At 56.6% G+C, this 16548-nt stretch carries 14 protein-coding genes and 3 tRNA genes; 12 read left to right on the top strand and 5 right to left on the bottom strand.

Annotated elements, in window-relative coordinates; translation table 11 throughout:
• Positions 1 to 77 precede the first annotated feature (77 nt).
• Positions 78 to 1559 carry a glutamate--tRNA ligase gene (gene gltX / locus PSES9_RS0100470; RefSeq protein WP_010482982.1) on the bottom strand — a complete coding sequence of 494 codons (1482 nt, stop codon included), beginning with the start codon at positions 1557 to 1559 and terminating at the stop codon, positions 78 to 80.
• A gap of 78 nt (positions 1560 to 1637) precedes the next feature.
• Entirely contained in the window at positions 1638 to 2558 is a 921-nt protein-coding gene (locus tag PSES9_RS0100465) for a LysR family transcriptional regulator (RefSeq protein ID WP_010482980.1), read from the bottom strand.
• A gap of 107 nt (positions 2559 to 2665) precedes the next feature.
• On the opposite strand from PSES9_RS0100465, the gene PSES9_RS0100460 reads away from it, so the two are divergent.
• The 3 genes from PSES9_RS0100460 (at position 2666) to PSES9_RS0100450 (ending at position 6254) form a co-directional block, all read left to right on the top strand.
• Positions 2666 to 3715, top strand: coding sequence for an HlyD family secretion protein (locus tag PSES9_RS0100460; RefSeq protein ID WP_010482978.1), 1050 nt, complete (start codon positions 2666 to 2668; stop codon positions 3713 to 3715).
• A complete protein-coding gene (locus tag PSES9_RS0100455; protein ID WP_029529295.1) occupies positions 3705 to 5261 on the top strand; it encodes an MDR family MFS transporter in 1557 nt (518 codons plus the stop codon). Before PSES9_RS0100460 ends, PSES9_RS0100455 begins: the two co-directional genes overlap by 11 nt.
• Positions 5262 to 5354: 93 nt before the next feature.
• Positions 5355 to 6254, top strand: coding sequence for an EamA family transporter (locus PSES9_RS0100450; RefSeq protein WP_010482974.1), 900 nt, complete (start codon positions 5355 to 5357; stop codon positions 6252 to 6254).
• Between the two features lie 118 nt (positions 6255 to 6372).
• On the opposite strand, the gene uvrB is transcribed toward PSES9_RS0100450, so the two are convergent.
• On the bottom strand, positions 6373 to 8388 hold the full coding sequence (uvrB, locus tag PSES9_RS0100445) for an excinuclease ABC subunit UvrB (RefSeq protein ID WP_010482973.1): 2016 nt from the start codon (positions 8386 to 8388) through the stop codon (positions 6373 to 6375).
• 185 nt (positions 8389 to 8573) lie between these two features.
• Here uvrB and PSES9_RS0100440 point away from each other — a divergent pair, with 185 nt between their 5' ends.
• The 4 genes from PSES9_RS0100440 to PSES9_RS0100425 all read left to right on the top strand — a co-directional run bounded on the left by PSES9_RS0100440 (position 8574) and on the right by PSES9_RS0100425 (position 10076).
• Complete coding sequence (locus tag PSES9_RS0100440) at positions 8574 to 9770, top strand: amino acid aminotransferase (protein ID WP_010482971.1); 1197 nt, start codon at positions 8574 to 8576, stop codon at positions 9768 to 9770.
• Between the two features lie 66 nt (positions 9771 to 9836).
• Positions 9837 to 9912: transfer RNA gene (locus PSES9_RS0100435), tRNA-Asn, on the top strand.
• Between the two features lie 5 nt (positions 9913 to 9917).
• Positions 9918 to 9994 (top strand) — tRNA-Pro (locus PSES9_RS0100430).
• Positions 9995 to 10000: 6 nt separating this feature from the next.
• A tRNA-Lys gene (locus PSES9_RS0100425) sits at positions 10001 to 10076 on the top strand.
• A gap of 121 nt (positions 10077 to 10197) precedes the next feature.
• On the opposite strand, the gene PSES9_RS0100420 is transcribed toward PSES9_RS0100425, so the two are convergent.
• Positions 10198 to 10515, bottom strand: coding sequence for a ComEA family DNA-binding protein (locus PSES9_RS0100420; RefSeq protein WP_010482970.1), 318 nt, complete (start codon positions 10513 to 10515; stop codon positions 10198 to 10200).
• A gap of 218 nt (positions 10516 to 10733) precedes the next feature.
• Here PSES9_RS0100420 and PSES9_RS0100415 point away from each other — a divergent pair, with 218 nt between their 5' ends.
• Positions 10734 to 12296, top strand: coding sequence for a glycoside hydrolase family 17 protein (locus tag PSES9_RS0100415; RefSeq protein ID WP_029529294.1), 1563 nt, complete (start codon positions 10734 to 10736; stop codon positions 12294 to 12296).
• Between the two features lie 3 nt (positions 12297 to 12299).
• Here the strand turns inward: PSES9_RS0100415 and PSES9_RS0100410 are convergent, their stop codons facing one another.
• Entirely contained in the window at positions 12300 to 12689 is a 390-nt protein-coding gene (locus PSES9_RS0100410; protein WP_010482966.1) for a hypothetical protein, read from the bottom strand.
• Between the two features lie 119 nt (positions 12690 to 12808).
• Here PSES9_RS0100410 and PSES9_RS0100405 point away from each other — a divergent pair, with 119 nt between their 5' ends.
• The 4 genes from PSES9_RS0100405 (at position 12809) to PSES9_RS0100385 (ending at position 16484) form a co-directional block, all read left to right on the top strand.
• On the top strand, positions 12809 to 13312 hold the full coding sequence (locus PSES9_RS0100405) for a GNAT family N-acetyltransferase (protein ID WP_010482964.1): 504 nt from the start codon (positions 12809 to 12811) through the stop codon (positions 13310 to 13312).
• A 60-nt stretch (positions 13313 to 13372) separates the two neighbouring features.
• Positions 13373 to 14671: a serine protein kinase PrkA gene (locus PSES9_RS0100400; RefSeq protein WP_010482962.1), complete on the top strand. Its 1299-nt coding sequence runs from the start codon at positions 13373 to 13375 to the stop codon at positions 14669 to 14671.
• Positions 14664 to 15443: an MlaA family lipoprotein gene (locus PSES9_RS0100395; RefSeq protein WP_010482961.1), complete on the top strand. Its 780-nt coding sequence runs from the start codon at positions 14664 to 14666 to the stop codon at positions 15441 to 15443. The genes PSES9_RS0100400 and PSES9_RS0100395 overlap by 8 nt, the downstream gene beginning before the upstream one ends.
• Positions 15444 to 15629: 186 nt before the next feature.
• A complete protein-coding gene (locus PSES9_RS0100385) occupies positions 15630 to 16484 on the top strand; it encodes a pirin family protein (protein WP_010482959.1) in 855 nt (284 codons plus the stop codon).
• Positions 16485 to 16548: the final 64 nt, after the last annotated feature.

Below are 16548 nucleotides of genomic sequence, written 5' to 3'. Positions count from 1 at the left end.
TATTCTTTATGCTGACAGAACAACCACTTACCCTTGCCCAGCGGGATACCACAAATCTCCAGAGGCTGGCCAAGTCATTACTTGATTGCGCCAAACAGTTTTTCCCACTCTTTGGTTTCTTTTTTCGATACACCGCCAAGCAACTCAATCGCCTGACGCAGACGAAAACGGGTCAGGTCCGGCCCGATGATTTCCATGGCATCAAGCACCGAAACTGAGCTGGCCTGGCCGGTAATTGCGGCAAACATCAGCGGCATGGCATCACGCAGCTTCAACTCCAGGTGCTCGACCACGGCCTGAATGCAGCCAGTGATATTGTCTTTTTGCCAGTGACGCAAGGCTTCGAGCTTCCACAGGATCAACTGCATCACCTGGCGAACCTGGTCGGACGAGAGTTTCTTGTGCTCGAACAGCGCAGCATCTGGATTGACTCCACCGGCGAAGAAAAAACCTGCCAATGGCGCAATCTGGCTGAACGTCTCGACACGGCCTTGTACATGAGGCGCAATCTGCTTGACGTAGTCGCTATTGAACGCCCACTGCTGCGCGCCTGCAATGAAATCCTCGACACTCAACTCGCGCATCCACTGGCCGTTGAGCCAGGACAGTTTTTCCAGGTCGAAAATAGGCCCACCCAGGGAGACACGGTTGATATCGAAGTGCTCAACCATCTCTTCAAGGGTGAATTTCTCACGCTCGTCAGGCATCGACCAACCCATGCGCCCCAGATAATTGAGCATGGCCTGCGGCAAATAGCCCATGCGCTCGTAGAAGGTAATGGAGGTCGGGTTCTTGCGCTTCGACAGCTTGCTCTTGTCCGGGTTGCGCAGCAGCGGCATGTAGCACAGCTCGGGTTGCTCCCAGCCAAAATACTCGTAGAGCAAAATCAGCTTGGGCGCCGACGGCAGCCACTCTTCGCCGCGCAATACGTGGGTAATCCCCATCAAGTGATCGTCAACCACGTTGGCCAGGAAGTAGGTTGGCAGGCCATCGGTCTTCATCAGCACCTGCATGTCCATGCGATCCCACGGGATCTCGACATCACCACGCAGCATGTCCGGCACCACGCAAACGCCTTCGGTCGGCACCTTCATGCGCACGACATTTGGCTCGCCAGCTGCCAGGCGCTGCTTGACCTCATCTGCCGGCAGATTCATGCACAGGCCGTCGTAACGGGGAGTCTGCTTGGCCTCCATTTGTTCGGCGCGCAGCTTGTCCAGGCGCTCAGAAGTACAGAAGCAATGGAAGGCATGGCCCTTATCGACCAGTTGCTGGGTGTGTTCCTTATAAATGTCGCCACGCTCGCTCTGCCGGTACGGGCCGTGCGGACCGCCAACATCAGGGCCTTCGCTCCACTCGATACCCAACCAGCGCAACGCATCGAAAATTTGCTGTTCGGATTCACGCGTAGAACGCAGCTGGTCGGTGTCTTCAATACGCAGAATGAATTCACCACCGTGCTGGCGTGCAAAACACATGTTGAACAAAGCGATATAAGCGGTGCCTACGTGCGGGTCACCGGTAGGCGACGGCGCAATACGGGTACGAACAGTTTTCATGGTTGCTCTCTTGCAAGCGGTGCGAGGCGCAATGGAACCCTGCAGCCGCATCAGGCTGCAGGGTTCTTCAAGCGAGGATCAGGTTGCCAATATTAGCAGGCCTGCCATGGCAGGCTCCAGTTCACGTGCTTGTTGTTCGGCCAGGCTCTTCATCAGGAAATCGAGAAAGGTCTTAACTTTCATCGCCTGGAAGCGCCGTGATGGGTAGATCGCATAGACCTCAACCGTTGGCAAGGCAGCCTCGGGCAGCAACTCGATCAAGCGCCCTTCGCGAATCGCCAGCTCACAGATCATGTTCGGCAACGCGGCAATACCCGCCCCAGCCAACACCGCTTCGCGTGCGAATGTAATGTTGTTGCACAGCAGCACCCGCTCACAGGCAATGGTGTCGTCCAGCAAGGGCCAATACCGGGAGGCGTCCCGTTGCAGGAGAATAGCCCGATGCTGGGCCAAATCCTCACTGCAAGCGGGTGTCCCATGGGCAGCCAAGTAGGCTGGGCTGGCACACAACCTACACCGGGCTTCAAACAACTTGCGTGCAACCAGTGTCGAGTCTTGCGGCTGACCTACAAGAATCACGATATCAACCCCCTCCTCGACAGGGTCAACGTTGCGTGAAGTCAACTCCACTTCAGCCGTGATACTCGGGTATTGCCGCATGAACTCGCCCAGCACGCGACCAAGAAACTGCTGGCCAAACTCGACCGCCGCAGTAATGCGCAGCAAGCCAGAGGGTTCCTGCTGCAGTTGCATGACCGCCTGCTCGGCTTCAGCGAAATCGAGCATGATCTGCCGGCAGCGCTCGTAATAAGCAGCACCGACCTCGGTCAATCGCAACTTGCGCGTAGTCCGGTTCAGCAGACGCACCCCCAGGCGCTCTTCGAGTAAGACAATGCGTCGACTCACCGTTGATTTCTGCATATTCAGGCTGTTAGCCGCCTGGGTAAAGCTGTGATGTTCAACCACCCTGGTGAAAATCAGCGCATCATCTAACCCCATGATTGTTCCCTATAAGCAACAAAGTTTATGAAGTCTAACGGCTAGAGGCCGAAAAGGAACACTGTTAGATTTGCAAGAATTATTGTCTACGCTTTGAGTCAGCCACCATGCCTGCCCAATTAAAACGCCGTTTGTTTGTCTTTTTGGCCATCCTTGCGGTCATTGCGGCTGCATTTTTTGCACATTGGTGGCTGATCGGTCGCTTCCATGAAGAGACCGACAACGCCTATGTCCAGGGCGAAATTACCCGTGTATCAAGCCAGCTCAGTGCCCGCGTGGAAAAGGTACTGGTGCAGGACAACCAGCATGTCGAACAGGGTCAACTGCTGGTCGAGCTGGAAAACAGCGATTTCAAACTGGCATTGCAACGCGCCGAGGCCACCCTGGCCACGCGTGAAGCACAGCTGGCACAAACGCAAAGCACCCTCAGCCAGCAGAACAGCATGATCGCGGCCAGCAAGGCTGATGTCAGCGCAAGCCAAGCGACACTAAGCCGCGCCAAGATAGATATGCAGCGTGCAATCACATTGCGCCAGTCCGGCTATATCTCGGAAGAACGCGTCACCACCCTTGATGCCGACAGCAGCGTTGCCCGCTCCCAAGTGGCCAAGGCCGAAGCTGATCTGCAGGCGCAAAAACAGCAGATCGACACCCTGCAAGCTGAAATCAAGAGCCTCAACGCGCAAATTGCCAGTGCCCGCGCCGACATTGAACAAGCCAAGCTCAATATCAGCCGAACTGAAATCCGTGCGCCTATCAGCGGCTTCGTCGGCCAGCGTGCCGCTCGTAATGGCCAGTATGTGCAAACCGGTGCTTACCTGATGTCGCTGGTACCGGACCAGGACATCTGGGTCCAGGCCAACTTCAAGGAAACCCAAATTGGCCACATGCGTGCAGGTCAAAGCGCCGAGCTGACCTTCGACAGCTTTCCCGACACGCCGATCAAGGGCAAGGTCGACAGCCTGTTCGCCGCATCAGGCGCGCAGTTCAGCCTGTTGCCACCAGATAATGCCACTGGCAACTTTACCAAGGTGGTGCAGCGTATCCCGGTCAAGTTGATGTTCGACAAGGACAACCCGCTGCATGGCCTGATTCGCCCCGGCATGTCGGTTGAAGTAGTCGTAGACATCAGCGACGACCAAAGCCATGGCGGGTGATCAACTCGTCCGACCGACTGGCGAACCCAGCAGGCGCGACTGGATTGCGGTAATGAGTGTGATGCTGGGCGCCTTCATGGCGGTGCTCGACATCCAGATCACCAATTCATCACTCAAGGACATCCAAGGCGCGCTTTCAGCCACGCTTGAAGAAGGTTCGTGGATTTCCACGTCCTACCTGGTCGCTGAAATCATCATGATTCCACTGACCGCCTGGCTGGTGCAGCTACTGTCTGCACGGCGCTTGGCGATCTGGGTCTCGATCGGTTTTCTGGTTTCATCCCTGCTCTGCTCGATGGCCTGGAGCCTCGACAGCATGATCGTGTTCCGCGCCATGCAAGGCTTTACCGGCGGCGCACTGATTCCCCTGGCATTCACCCTGACCCTGATCAAGTTGCCGGAACATCACCGCGCCAAAGGCATGGCACTGTTTGCCATGACCGCCACTTTCGCCCCCTCAATAGGCCCAACGCTGGGCGGCTGGCTGACAGAACAATTTGGCTGGGAATACATTTTCTACATCAATATCCCACCCGGCCTGCTGATGATCGCAGGCCTGCTTTACGGCCTGGAAAAGAAAGCCCCTCACTGGGAACTGCTGAAAAGCACTGACTACGCCGGTATTGTCACCCTCGGCATCGGGCTTGGCTGCCTGCAAGTGTTCCTTGAGGAAGGCCATCGCAAGGACTGGCTGGAATCCAACCTGATTGCCGGGCTTGGCAGTATTGCCAGCATCAGCCTGATCCTGTTTGTGATTTTGCAGTTTTCCCGCAGCAACCCACTGATCAATTTACGAATCCTGGGCGAGCGCAACTTTGGTCTTTCCAGCATTTCCAGTGTCGGCCTGGGCATGGGCCTGTATGGCTCGATTTATGTGCTGCCGCTCTACCTGGCCCAGATCCAAGGCTACAACTCCCTGCAGATTGGCCAGGTTATCATGTGGATGGGCATTCCCCAGCTGTTCTTGATTCCGCTGGTACCACTGTTGATGAAGGTGATTTCCCCAAAATGGCTGTGCGCGCTGGGTTTTGCCCTGTTTGGCGCAGCGAGTATTTTGTCCGGCGTGCTCAACCCGGATTTCGCCGGGGAACAGTTCAACCACATCCAGATTATCCGGGCGCTGGGCCAGCCGATGGTGATGGTCACCGTATCGCTGATCGCAACCTCCTACATCATGCCCCAGGACGCGGGCTCCGCATCCAGCCTGTTCAATATCCTGCGTAACCTTGGGGGCGCCATCGGCATCGCTTTGCTGGCCACCCTGCTCGACAGCAGGGCCAAGGTTTACTTCGATTATTTGCGTGAGTCACTGGTACCGAGCAACCCACAAGTCGCGGAACGCATGGCCATGCTCACGGACAAGCTCGGCAGCGAGCAAGCGGCATTGGCAAGAATCAGCCAAATCACCCATGAGCAAGCGATGATCATGGCTTACAATGATGCCTTTCACTGGATTGGCATTGCCTTGTGCATCAGCATGACCGCAGTTTTACTCACCAAGAAACTGCCCGCGAATGCGAGTACAGCCGGCGCTGGCGCTCATTGACAGCCACCGCACCGGCTTTGCGGGCTGGGTAAGCTATCCGTTTCACATCGACCTGCACCGCTGACCCGGCGGTGTGCATCTACCAGGCTGAACATGCCCACAACTGACTCCCGCGCCCGCACATTGATGCTGATTGGCGCCTTCAGCGTTATCTACATTGGCTGGGGCACCACCTATCTGGCCAATCACTTCCTGCTTCGCGAGCTGCCGCCTTTCGTTCTCGGCAGCCTGCGCTTCACCCTGGCAGGCGCCCTGGCGCTGACCTGGGTGCTTGCCAGTGGGCAACTCAGGTTTAAACGCAGCGATATCGGCGGCGTTTTCATAGGCGGTTTGTCGCTGATCGCCATTGGCCAGGGCGCCCTGATCTACGCCAACCAATACCTGCCGACAGGCATGGTGGCAATGCTCTACACCACGCTGCCGTTGTGGAGCGTGGCGCTGGAATGGTTGCTCGGCGAGCGCCCACCCCTCTGGGTACTGTGTGGCCTGGCAATTGCCTGTACCGGCATTGTCCTGTTGATGAGCAACGGCCTCGGCAACAGCGCTTCATCAGCCCAGTGGTTTGCCGGCGCGACAGTGGTTATCGCCACGCTGATCTGGGCCACCGGGGCCTGGCTGCTGCGTCAGCGCCCGGCATTCAGTTCAAGCTGGTTTGGGCTCAGCTTGCAAATGTTGATTGGCGCGCTGCTGCTGGCAATCTTCGGCGCCTTGCATGGTGACTGGCAAAACCTCGACCTCGGTTCGCTGAGCAGCCAGTCATGGTTGTGGATGGCCTACCTGGTGCTACCTGTTAGCCTGGGCGTGTATCCCGCTTATTTCTGGTTACTGCGCGAGGTGCGGCCAAGCCTGGTTTCGACCTTCGCCTTTATCAATCCGGTTGTAGCGCTACTGCTTGGCTACCTGCTGCTCGATGAACAGCTAAGCACCTTGGCGATGCTGGCCTGCGTCATTACGCTTGGCGGTGTGATGTTGATTATCTTCGGTAGACGCTAACGCCCTGGCGAACAAAAAACAGCCTCACGGGGCGACAACGCAAAGCTTGTCAGCGTCAACTTAAGCATCGACAGCCGTTGCAGTGGGTGAAGACATCGCCCACCAACACATTTCCGGGCTAGACCTTAAGCAGGCGCTCGCGCAACTTCTGCACTTCGTCACGCATTTGCGCTGCGGCCTCGAACTCCAGATCCCGCGCCAACTGGTACATTTTTTCCTCAAGCTGACGAATGCGCTTGCTGATTTCGCTTGGCGAGCGCAGCTCATTTTCATAGCGAGCCTGCTCCTCGGCGGCCTTGGCCATGCCCTTGCGCTTGTTGCTGCGCGCCCCCGGAACCACGGCGCCCTCAAGAATATCCTGAACATCCTTGAACACCCCCTTGGGCACGATACCGTTGGCCTCGTTATAGGCAATCTGCTTATTACGTCGCCGTTCGGTCTCGCCAATCGCCCGCTCCATCGAACCGGTCATGCGATCGGCATAAAGAATGGCCCGGCCATTGAGGTTACGAGCCGCCCGGCCAATGGTCTGGATCAGCGAGCGCTCGGAACGCAGGAAACCTTCCTTGTCGGCATCGAGGATCGCGACCAGCGAAACCTCGGGCATGTCCAGGCCTTCGCGCAGCAGGTTGATGCCGACCAACACATCAAAGGCGCCGATACGCAGGTCGCGGATAATCTCGACGCGCTCAACAGTGTCGATATCCGAATGCAGGTAGCGCACCCGAACACCGTGATCCGCCAGGTAATCGGTCAGGTCCTCAGCCATACGCTTGGTCAGCGTGGTGACCAGGACACGCTCTTCAATGGCCACGCGCTTCTGGATTTCAGACAGCAAGTCATCCACCTGGGTCAGCGCCGGCCGCACTTCAATTTGCGGGTCAACCAGGCCGGTCGGGCGCACCACCTGCTCAATGACGCGCCCGGCATGCTCGGCTTCATAGGGACCGGGGGTTGCCGAGACGAATATGGTCTGCGGGCTGGCGTTTTCCCACTCCTCAAAGCGCATTGGCCGGTTATCCAGCGCCGATGGCAAGCGAAAGCCATACTCGACCAGGGTTTCCTTGCGTGAACGGTCGCCCTTATACATGGCCCCGACCTGGGGCACGCTGACGTGCGATTCGTCGATCACCAGCAAGGCCTGGTCAGGCAGGTAGTCGTACAGGGTCGGCGGCGCTTCGCCGGAATCACGCCCCGACAGATAGCGTGAGTAGTTCTCGATGCCGTTGCAGTAACCCAGCTCGATAATCATTTCCAGATCGAAACGGGTGCGCTGTTCAAGACGCTGCGCTTCGACCAGTTTGTTCGCGCCACGCAGGTATTCAAGGCGCTCGGCCAGTTCGACCTTGATCTTCTCCACCGCCTCAAGCAGGGTTTCACGCGGCGTCACGTAGTGACTCTTTGGATAGAAGGTAAAACGCGGCAGCTTGCGGATGACTTCGCCGGTCAGCGGGTCGAAGGCGGAAATGCTTTCAACCTCATCGTCGAACAACTCGATACGAATCGCTTCAAGGTCGGATTCAGCCGGGAAGATATCAATCACATCACCACGAACGCGAAAGGTCGCGCGGGCAAAATCCATGTCATTGCGGGTGTATTGCAGATCAGCCAGGCGGCGCAACAAGGCCCGCTGATCCATCTTGTCGCCTCGATCGACGTGCAGCACCATCTTCAGGTACAACTCGGGACTGCCCAAGCCATAGATACATGACACCGTGGTGACGATGATAGCGTCAGGACGCTCCAGCAGCGCCTTGGTCGCTGAAAGGCGCATTTGCTCGATATGGTCGTTTATCGAGGCGTCTTTTTCGATAAAGGTATCAGACGAAGGTACATAGGCCTCAGGCTGATAATAGTCGTAGTAGGAAACAAAGTACTCGACCGCATTATTGGGAAAGAATGCCTTGAACTCGCCATAGAGCTGGGCGGCCAGGGTCTTATTGGGTGCCAGCACCAGCGTTGGCCGATTGATCTGGGCAATCACATTAGCAATGCTGAATGTCTTGCCCGACCCCGTTACCCCAAGCAAAGTCTGGTGCGAAAGCCCAGCTTCGAGCCCTTCAACCATCTGCCGGATTGCCTCTGGCTGATCACCAGCAGGCTGAAAACGGGTAACCAGTTCAAAATCGGACATAACTAACCTCAACAAACGATGTGACGCGACCCGATAGAGTACGTCATACCTTGCGAAAAGCATGCATACGCAGTCGCAGCACGCTATCTAGCCCGCTATACTAACGGGCCACTGACGCATTCCCTAATGCCAGACATCCGGGAATGCCTGCCTCCCACTTCTCTCAAAACAGAGCTGCCACACTCATGAGTCTGTTCACCGCCGTCGAAATGGCTCCGCGCGATCCGATCCTGGGCCTCAACGAAGCATTCAACGCTGATACCCGTGCCCATAAGGTTAACCTTGGCGTTGGCGTATACACCAACGAAGAAGGCCGCATCCCTCTTCTACGCGCTGTGGCCGAGGCGGAAAAAGCACGTATTGAAGCCCATGCCCCACGCGGCTACCTGCCAATTGAAGGCATTGCCGCCTACGATCATGCAGTTCAGACCCTGCTGTTTGGCAGCAATTCCCGCCTGGTCAGTGAAGGCCGGGTCATTACCACTCAAGCGCTGGGCGGCACCGGTGCTCTCAAGGTCGGCGCCGACTTCATCAAGCGCCTGCTGCCCGATGCCTGCGTTGCCATCAGCGATCCAAGCTGGGAAAACCATCGCGCCCTGTTTGAAGCTGCGGGCTTCCCGGTTCGCAACTACCGCTACTACGATGCCTTCAGTAACGGTGTAAACCGTGGCGGCATGCTCGAAGACTTGAAAAACCTGCCGACCCGCTCGGTTGTTGTGCTGCATGCCTGCTGCCACAACCCAACTGGCGTCGACCTGAACATCGAAGACTGGCAAGCGATCCTGGAGATTATCCGTGAACGCGAACACGTGCCATTCCTCGATATCGCCTACCAGGGTTTTGGCGATGGTATCGAAGAAGACGCCGCAGCCGTTCGCCTCTTTGCACAGTCGGGGCTGACCTTCTTTGTTTCAAGTTCATTCTCGAAGTCTTTCTCGCTGTATGGCGAGCGAGTTGGCGCATTGTCCATCGTGACCAGCTCAACGGATGAAAGCAGCCGCGTGCTGTCGCAGGTTAAACGTGTCATCCGCACCAACTACTCCAACCCGCCAACCCATGGCGCAAGCGTTGTCGCTACCGTACTCAACACACCTGAGTTGCGTGCAATGTGGGAAGCCGAGCTGGGTGAGATGCGTGACCGCATTCGCAACATGCGCCTATCCATGGTCGAGCAATTGACGGCATTGGGTGCCAAACGCGACTTTAGCTTCGTGGCCCAGCAACGCGGCATGTTCTCCTACTCCGGCCTGACCACCGAGCAGGTCGAACGCCTGAAGACCGAGTTCGGTATCTATGCCGTGGGCACAGGCCGCATTTGCGTGGCAGCCCTTAACGTGCGAAATCTGCCGGCCGTGACCGAAGCCATCGCCAAAGTCCTTTAAATATTAAAAAAGGGGTCGTCAGAGGCTTGACTTCCCCTTAATAATCAGTAGGATACGCGTCGTTGTTCCGCGATAGCTCAGTTGGTAGAGCAAATGACTGTTAATCATTGGGTCCCTGGTTCGAGTCCAGGTCGTGGAGCCACTTGTCGGGGTATAGCGCAGTCCGGTAGCGCGCCTGCTTTGGGAGCAGGATGTCGGGAGTTCGAATCCCCCTACCCCGACCATTATTTGGGTCGTTAGCTCAGTTGGTAGAGCAGTTGGCTTTTAACCAATTGGTCGTAGGTTCGAATCCCACACGACCCACCATTTTCGCTCTTGCTGTTGATAAGAGTTGAATCTTAGGAACAGAGTCATTAACTCTGTTCCAATTAAAAAAGCGCCGCCAAGGCGCTTTTTTATTGCCTGCAATATAAGGCACAGACTAACGCTACTTGACCCTGAGCTTGCTGCGATTCTGCTCAAGGATCACCGCCCCGATCCCCTTGACCTCAAGCAGCTCATCGACCGAGGCAAATGCCCCGACGCTATCTCGGTAGGCAACGATGGCCTTGGCCTTCATCTCACCAACACCGGTCAGCCCTTGCTGCAAGGTGGCTGCATCTGCGGTGTTCAAATTGATGGTCGTTTGCGCTTCAGCCCGCTCAGCAACAGCTTGTTGTTTTGCCGCGGGCTCCGCAGCGCTAAGGGTGAATGGGACAACTGTGCAAGCCAAAGCCAGCAGCACTGGCAAGATATAAATGCGCATATTGAAATATCCTATTCAGGTTACCGGGCTCCCTGCCCGAACTGCACCCATGTGCAATAACCCGACCCTAGCGTTCCGATTCCCACATTCGAACCAAACCAAAGAACAAACGTCATATTAACGCTGCCAAGCACTGATCTTGTGCAGTTGCATTTGCTTGTGCCGTCGCCATCCAGTATCCGTTACCATTGCCAGCGTCCTCCTCCGTGCGCCCTACTATGCCTGCTATCCAACGCTTTTCATTGCTTGCTTACCTACTTAGCACCCTGTTGGGATTAATCCTCTTAACCGGGCTTTGGTATGGACTTGGCAAACCCGTGCAGCTACCCGATGTCGCCAGCGCCTCGCACAAGATGCAGTGCGCTTCGTACACCCCCTTTGGCAAAGACCAGTCCCCCTTCCAGAAACCCTTGCGCATCAGCAATGAGCGCATGGATATAGATCTCGGGATTCTCGCCGAACGCTTTGACTGCCTGCGCACCTACTCCGTGACCGGCCTTGAAGCACTGCCAGACTTGGCCAGGAAGCATGGCCTGACCCTGATGATCGGCGCCTGGGTCAGCCGCAGCCCGGTTGAAACTCAAATCGAGATCAAAGGCGCGATCAAGGCCGCCAACGCCAATCCTGATATTGTCAAGGCGGTGATAGTCGGCAACGAAACCCTGCTGCGCAAGGAAGTGACCTCCAAACAGCTGGTCAAACTGATCAACCAGGTCAAGTCCCAGATCAAGCAGCCAGTGACCTATGCCGATGTCTGGGAGTTTTGGTTGAAACACCCTGAAATCGCGCCCGCAGTGGATTTTCTGACAATTCACCTGCTGCCTTACTGGGAAGATGATCCGGCGGGCATCGACACGGCACTGGCCCAGGTCGCCAAGGTTCGCAACCTGTTTGCCAAGAAATTCGCACCCAAGGATATCCTGATCGGCGAGACCGGCTGGCCAAGCGAAGGTCGCCAGCGTGAAACGGCCCTGCCGAGCCGGGTCAACCAGGCCAGGTTCATGCGCGGTTTCGTCACCATGGCGGAAGAAAATGGCTGGCGCTACAACTTGATCGAGGCCTTTGACCAGCCCTGGAAGCGCACTAGCGAAGGAGCCGTCGGTGGCTACTGGGGCTTGTACGACGCCGACCGCAAAGACAAGTCAGTGCTCGCAGGCAGCGTCTCGAACCTGCCTGGCTGGCCGATCTGGCTGGGAGTCAGCGCTTTGCTCTATGGCGCAATACTGCTCTTGGCATGGCGCCCGCAACCCATGCACCATAACCTGCTTCAGCCACTGCTGGCCGCTGTCGGGGTTGGCTGCATGGGCCTCTGGGCAGAGCAGAGCCTGATCACCAGCCGTTATATTGGCGAGTGGCTGTGGGCTGGCGCACTGCTGGCCCTGAACATGATTGTCCTGATGCACATCAGCCTGGCCATGAGCGACTGCAACACTTGGCGCAAGGCACTGTTCGACTGGCTAGATAGGCGGCGCCATTGGTGGTTGATTGCCAGCGGCTTTGCAGGTGCAGTTATGATGCTTGCGCTGGTCACCGATGCGCGCTATCGCAGCTTCCCAAGCCCTGCATTGCTGCTGCCAGCCTTGGTTTATCTGTGGCGTCCGGTTGCCAGTTTTCGCCGTGAGACCCTGGTGCTGCTGTTACTGATAGCAGCTGGAATCCCGCTGCAACTCTTTGAAGAAACCCTGGGCAATATTCAGGCAATCGGCTGGGCCATGGTCAGCGCACTGCTTGCTGCAGCGCTGTGGCGCAGCCTGCAACAACGCCCAGCCTCGCCGAGCTAGGCTTCAGGCGTTGGGCGCCGCAACCCTTGATGACTGCGGCGCCCGCACCAACCGCAACAACGCCAGAACCACGGCAAAAACTGAAATACTTGCGCTGTACAGTACCAAACCTGCCAGCCCCAGCAGCAACCCGGGCGCAGCCAACCACCAACCCAGTCGCCCGGGCAGCAAAAAGCCGAGACCGGCCAGTACAATGGCAGCCCAGGCAATGACTCGCAGGTGAATCATCCAGCCCAGTGTTGAGCGCAGGCTGCAGGCAAATAGTTCAGGAGTATCGGCGCAGGCGCCCACCCATTCATCGCCCTCCATCAGGCCATAACGCAAGCCATAACAGGCAGCCAGGCTCAGTAATACCAAAGCTACAAAAATGGCCAGAAACCAGGGGCGAGGCATGGGTAACTCCAATCTAATAGGCGGTGCCCAGAATAATCGCACGGTCAATGGATGCAAGTAATGTTGATCATCTCCATCCATACCGGCATGCTGGGCAGGTTGAGTAAAAAGGAAATTTTATGAGTCGTATTAATGTTCGCCCAGCCACGCGTGCAGACATGCCTTTGATTTTGACCCTTGTCGCCGAGCTGGCTGAGTACGAAAAGCTTGGGGATCAGATCACCTCCGACCCTGAAGAGTTCGCCAACCACCTTTTTGGCCCACGCCCGTATGCGGAAGTACTGATTGGCGAACTCGACGGCCAGGCCAGTGGCTTTGCCTTGTTCTTCCATAACTTCTCGACATTCCTGGGTAAGCCAGGCATCTACCTTGAGGATCTGTACGTGCGCAGCGAAACGCGCGGTTCAGGGCTCGGCAAGGCGTTATTGAGCACACTGGCTAAACTTGCGGTTGCTCGCGGCTGTGGACGTCTGGAATGGTCTGTACTTGACTGGAATGAGCCGGCAATTGGTTTCTATAAACAACTCGGCGCCCATCCCCTGGAAGATTGGACACAATTTCGCCTGACTGGCGGCGCGCTCAGGGACTTGGCAAAAGTTACAGACGGACTTGCACTTGCTTAACTTTCAATTGTCATAAATCAATACTTCAATATTACGTCATCTTCTAAAGGGACTTTACCCATGTCGCTTACCCGCCGCCTTGCTGCGCTTGTCTGCGGCCTAACCCTCAGTGCACCACTGTGGGCGGCTGATGTAGACATCGAAAGCTATGGCTACCCGATTACCAACCCGTTTGAGGCGACCATCGCCACAACGCCGCCAGACCTGCGCCCGAGCTTGCCGGACGACAGCGATATCGACCAGAGCGACTACAAGATATTGCTGCACCCGGAGCGTGAGTACGAGTTGCCGGATAACCTCTGGGCGGTCACCAAGATGAAATACCGCCTGGCCGAGCAAGACGGCGAAGCGCCACTGATCTTCATTATCGCGGGTACCGGCGCCCAATACTCAAGCAGCACGCCTGAATACCTGAAGAAGCTGTTCTATGGCGCGGGCTTCCATGTGGTCCAACTCTCGTCACCAACCAGCTATGACTTCATGGCATCAGCCTCGCGCCATGCCACGCCTGGGCTATCGGAAGACGATGCGGATGACCTGTACCGCGCCATGCAGGCAGTTCGCGCCCAGCATCCAGACTTGAAAGTCAGCGACTACTACCTGACCGGCTACAGCCTCGGCGCGCTAAATGCTGCCTTCGTCAGCAAACTCGACGAGCAACGGCGCAGCTTTAATTTCAAGCGTGTATTGCTGCTCAACCCGCCGGTAAACCTCTACACCTCGATCAGCAACCTCAACAAATTGGTGCAGACCAAAGTCGAGGGGATCAATACCAACAGTAACTTCTTCGACCTTATCCTCGGCAAGCTGTCGCGCTATTTCGAGCAGAAAGGCTACATCGACATGAACGAGGCCATGCTCTATGAATTCCAAATGTCCAAGGAGCATTTGACCGACGAACAGATGGCCATGCTCATTGGTACGGTGTTCCGTTTTTCTTCATCGGATATCGCCTATACCTCCGACCTGCTTAACCGCCGCGGCTTGATCACACCACCTGGCACGGTCATCAAATCCAATACCGACATGACACCTTATCTGCGCCGTGCATTGCAGTGCGACTTCGACTGCTACATGCGTGAGCAGCTGATTCCCATGTGGCGTGCCCGCTACGACGGTGGCAGCCTCGATCAACTGGTGAACAAGGTCAGCCTCTACGCCTTGGAGGACTACTTGAAGAACAGCCCAAAGATCGCGGTCATGCATAACGCCGACGACATCATTCTTGGCCCGGGCGACCTGGGTTTCTTGCGCCGTACCATGGGCGACCGCCTGACCGTATACCCGCTTGGCGGACACTGCGGCAACCTAAACTACCGCGTCAACAGCGACGCCATGCTGGAGTTCTTCCGTGGTTAAGAAAATTCTCCTGCTCGCCCTGTTGCTCAGCGCAAAATCCGCGTGGGCCGAAACGACGCCACCAATCGGTGAAGATGGCTTCAAGAACCCTCTGGAACGACTCGAGTTCAACCCAGGACTTGATCAGCATGTGTTCGAACAGTCGAGCTTCCAGGCCCTGGATGTCTACGATCCCTGGGAGTCAATCAACCGGCGCATCTACCATTTCAACTACCGCTTCGACGAATGGGTATTTATTCCGGTAGTCGATGGCTATCGCTGGATCACACCTGACTTTGTTGAAAGCGGGGTCAGCAACTTCTTTGCCAATATCGGTGATATCAGCAACCTGGCCAACAGCTTGCTGCAACTCAAAGGCAAGCGCTCGATGGATATCACCGCGCGCTTGCTGCTCAACACCACCATTGGCGTGCTTGGTGTATGGGACCCCGCGACCAAAATGGGGATCCCCAAGCAACGTGAGGACTTCGGCCAGACACTGGGTTACTACGGCGTACCTGCCGGCCCTTATTTGATGCTGCCTATCCTGGGGCCCTCAACGCTGCGCGATGGCACTGGGCTGGTTGCCGACTTCGAAGGCCTGGCAACCCTCGACTTCCTCGACTTCTTTGCATTCAGCTTTGACTCCCCGCAACTTGAAGTCAGCACACTCTGGGCGATCGACACACGCTCTACCGTCAACTTCCGCTACGGCCAGCTCAACTCGCCGTTCGAGTACGAGAAGATCCGCTACTTCTACACCGAAGCTCGCAAACTGCAGATCAACGAATAGCGTTAATCCTGCAAAAATAAAACGCCCAGCTCGAACTGGGCGTTTTTTATGCCTCGGAAACCTGTCTTGTTGAACATATAACCAATCGAATTAATCGATTGGTTACTCAAGAATTTAGCACCCATCTATCTAATAAGATCCAATACCATAGCGCCATTAACATCATGTCAGCTATGGAGGTGCCTGATGAAAAGCATGCGCAGAATTCTCTCCGTGCAACCGGGCCAAGCCGCATCCGACGGCGCCGGGGTCAAACTGAACCGGGTAATTGGCGGTGCAGGTCTGGAGCGCTTTGATCCGTTCCTGATGCTTGATGAGTTCGCCACGGAAAATCCAGACGACTACATTGCCGGCTTCCCGCCCCACCCTCATCGCGGCTTTGAAACCATCACCTATATGATTGAAGGACGCATGCGCCACGAAGATCACATGGGCAATGTCGGCCTGCTCGAAAGCGGCAGCGTGCAATGGATGACCGCAGCCCGCGGTGTGATCCACAGCGAAATGCCAGAACAGCAGGATGGTGCCATGCGCGGCTTCCAGTTGTGGCTCAACCTGCCGGGCAAAAGCAAGCTCAATGACCCGGACTACCGCGATATAGCCGCCAGCGAAATCCCTCGCCTGAGCACTGAGCAAGGCGTCGAGGTGGTGGTGATTGCCGGCCAGTTCAGCGATGGCCAACTGACTCAGGATGGCGCCGTGCAGCGTCCGGACACCGAGCCTCAGCTATTCGACCTGCATCTGGCGCCAGGCAGCCAGGTCCAGCCCAGGTTACCCGAGGGCCACCGCGTGATGCTCTATGTCTACGAAGGCAGCCTGCAGTTGCCCGAAGCCAGCCCTGACAGCGTCCATGGCGGACGCCTGATACGACTGTCGGATCAGGGCGAGTTGCACCTGGCCAGTGCCACGGGCGCCAAGGTCCTGTTGATCGCGGGCAAACCCATTGGCGAGCCCATCGTCCAATACGGTCCCTTCGTGATGAACAGCCGCGAGGAAATCGAGCAAGCATTGCGCGACTTCCGTGACGGGGTATTGGCCTGACGGCAACCAGCTTGCCGGGATTGACAGAGCTAACGCGGCCAATAGCCAGCTGCGGCGGATAGGA

The sequence above is a fragment of the Pseudomonas sp. S9 genome, from assembly GCF_000222125.1.
Lineage (GTDB): Bacteria > Pseudomonadota > Gammaproteobacteria > Pseudomonadales > Pseudomonadaceae > Aquipseudomonas > Aquipseudomonas segetis.
The sequence above is the reverse complement of the archived record's forward strand: the minus strand, read 5'-3'. Positions and strand labels throughout refer to the sequence as shown.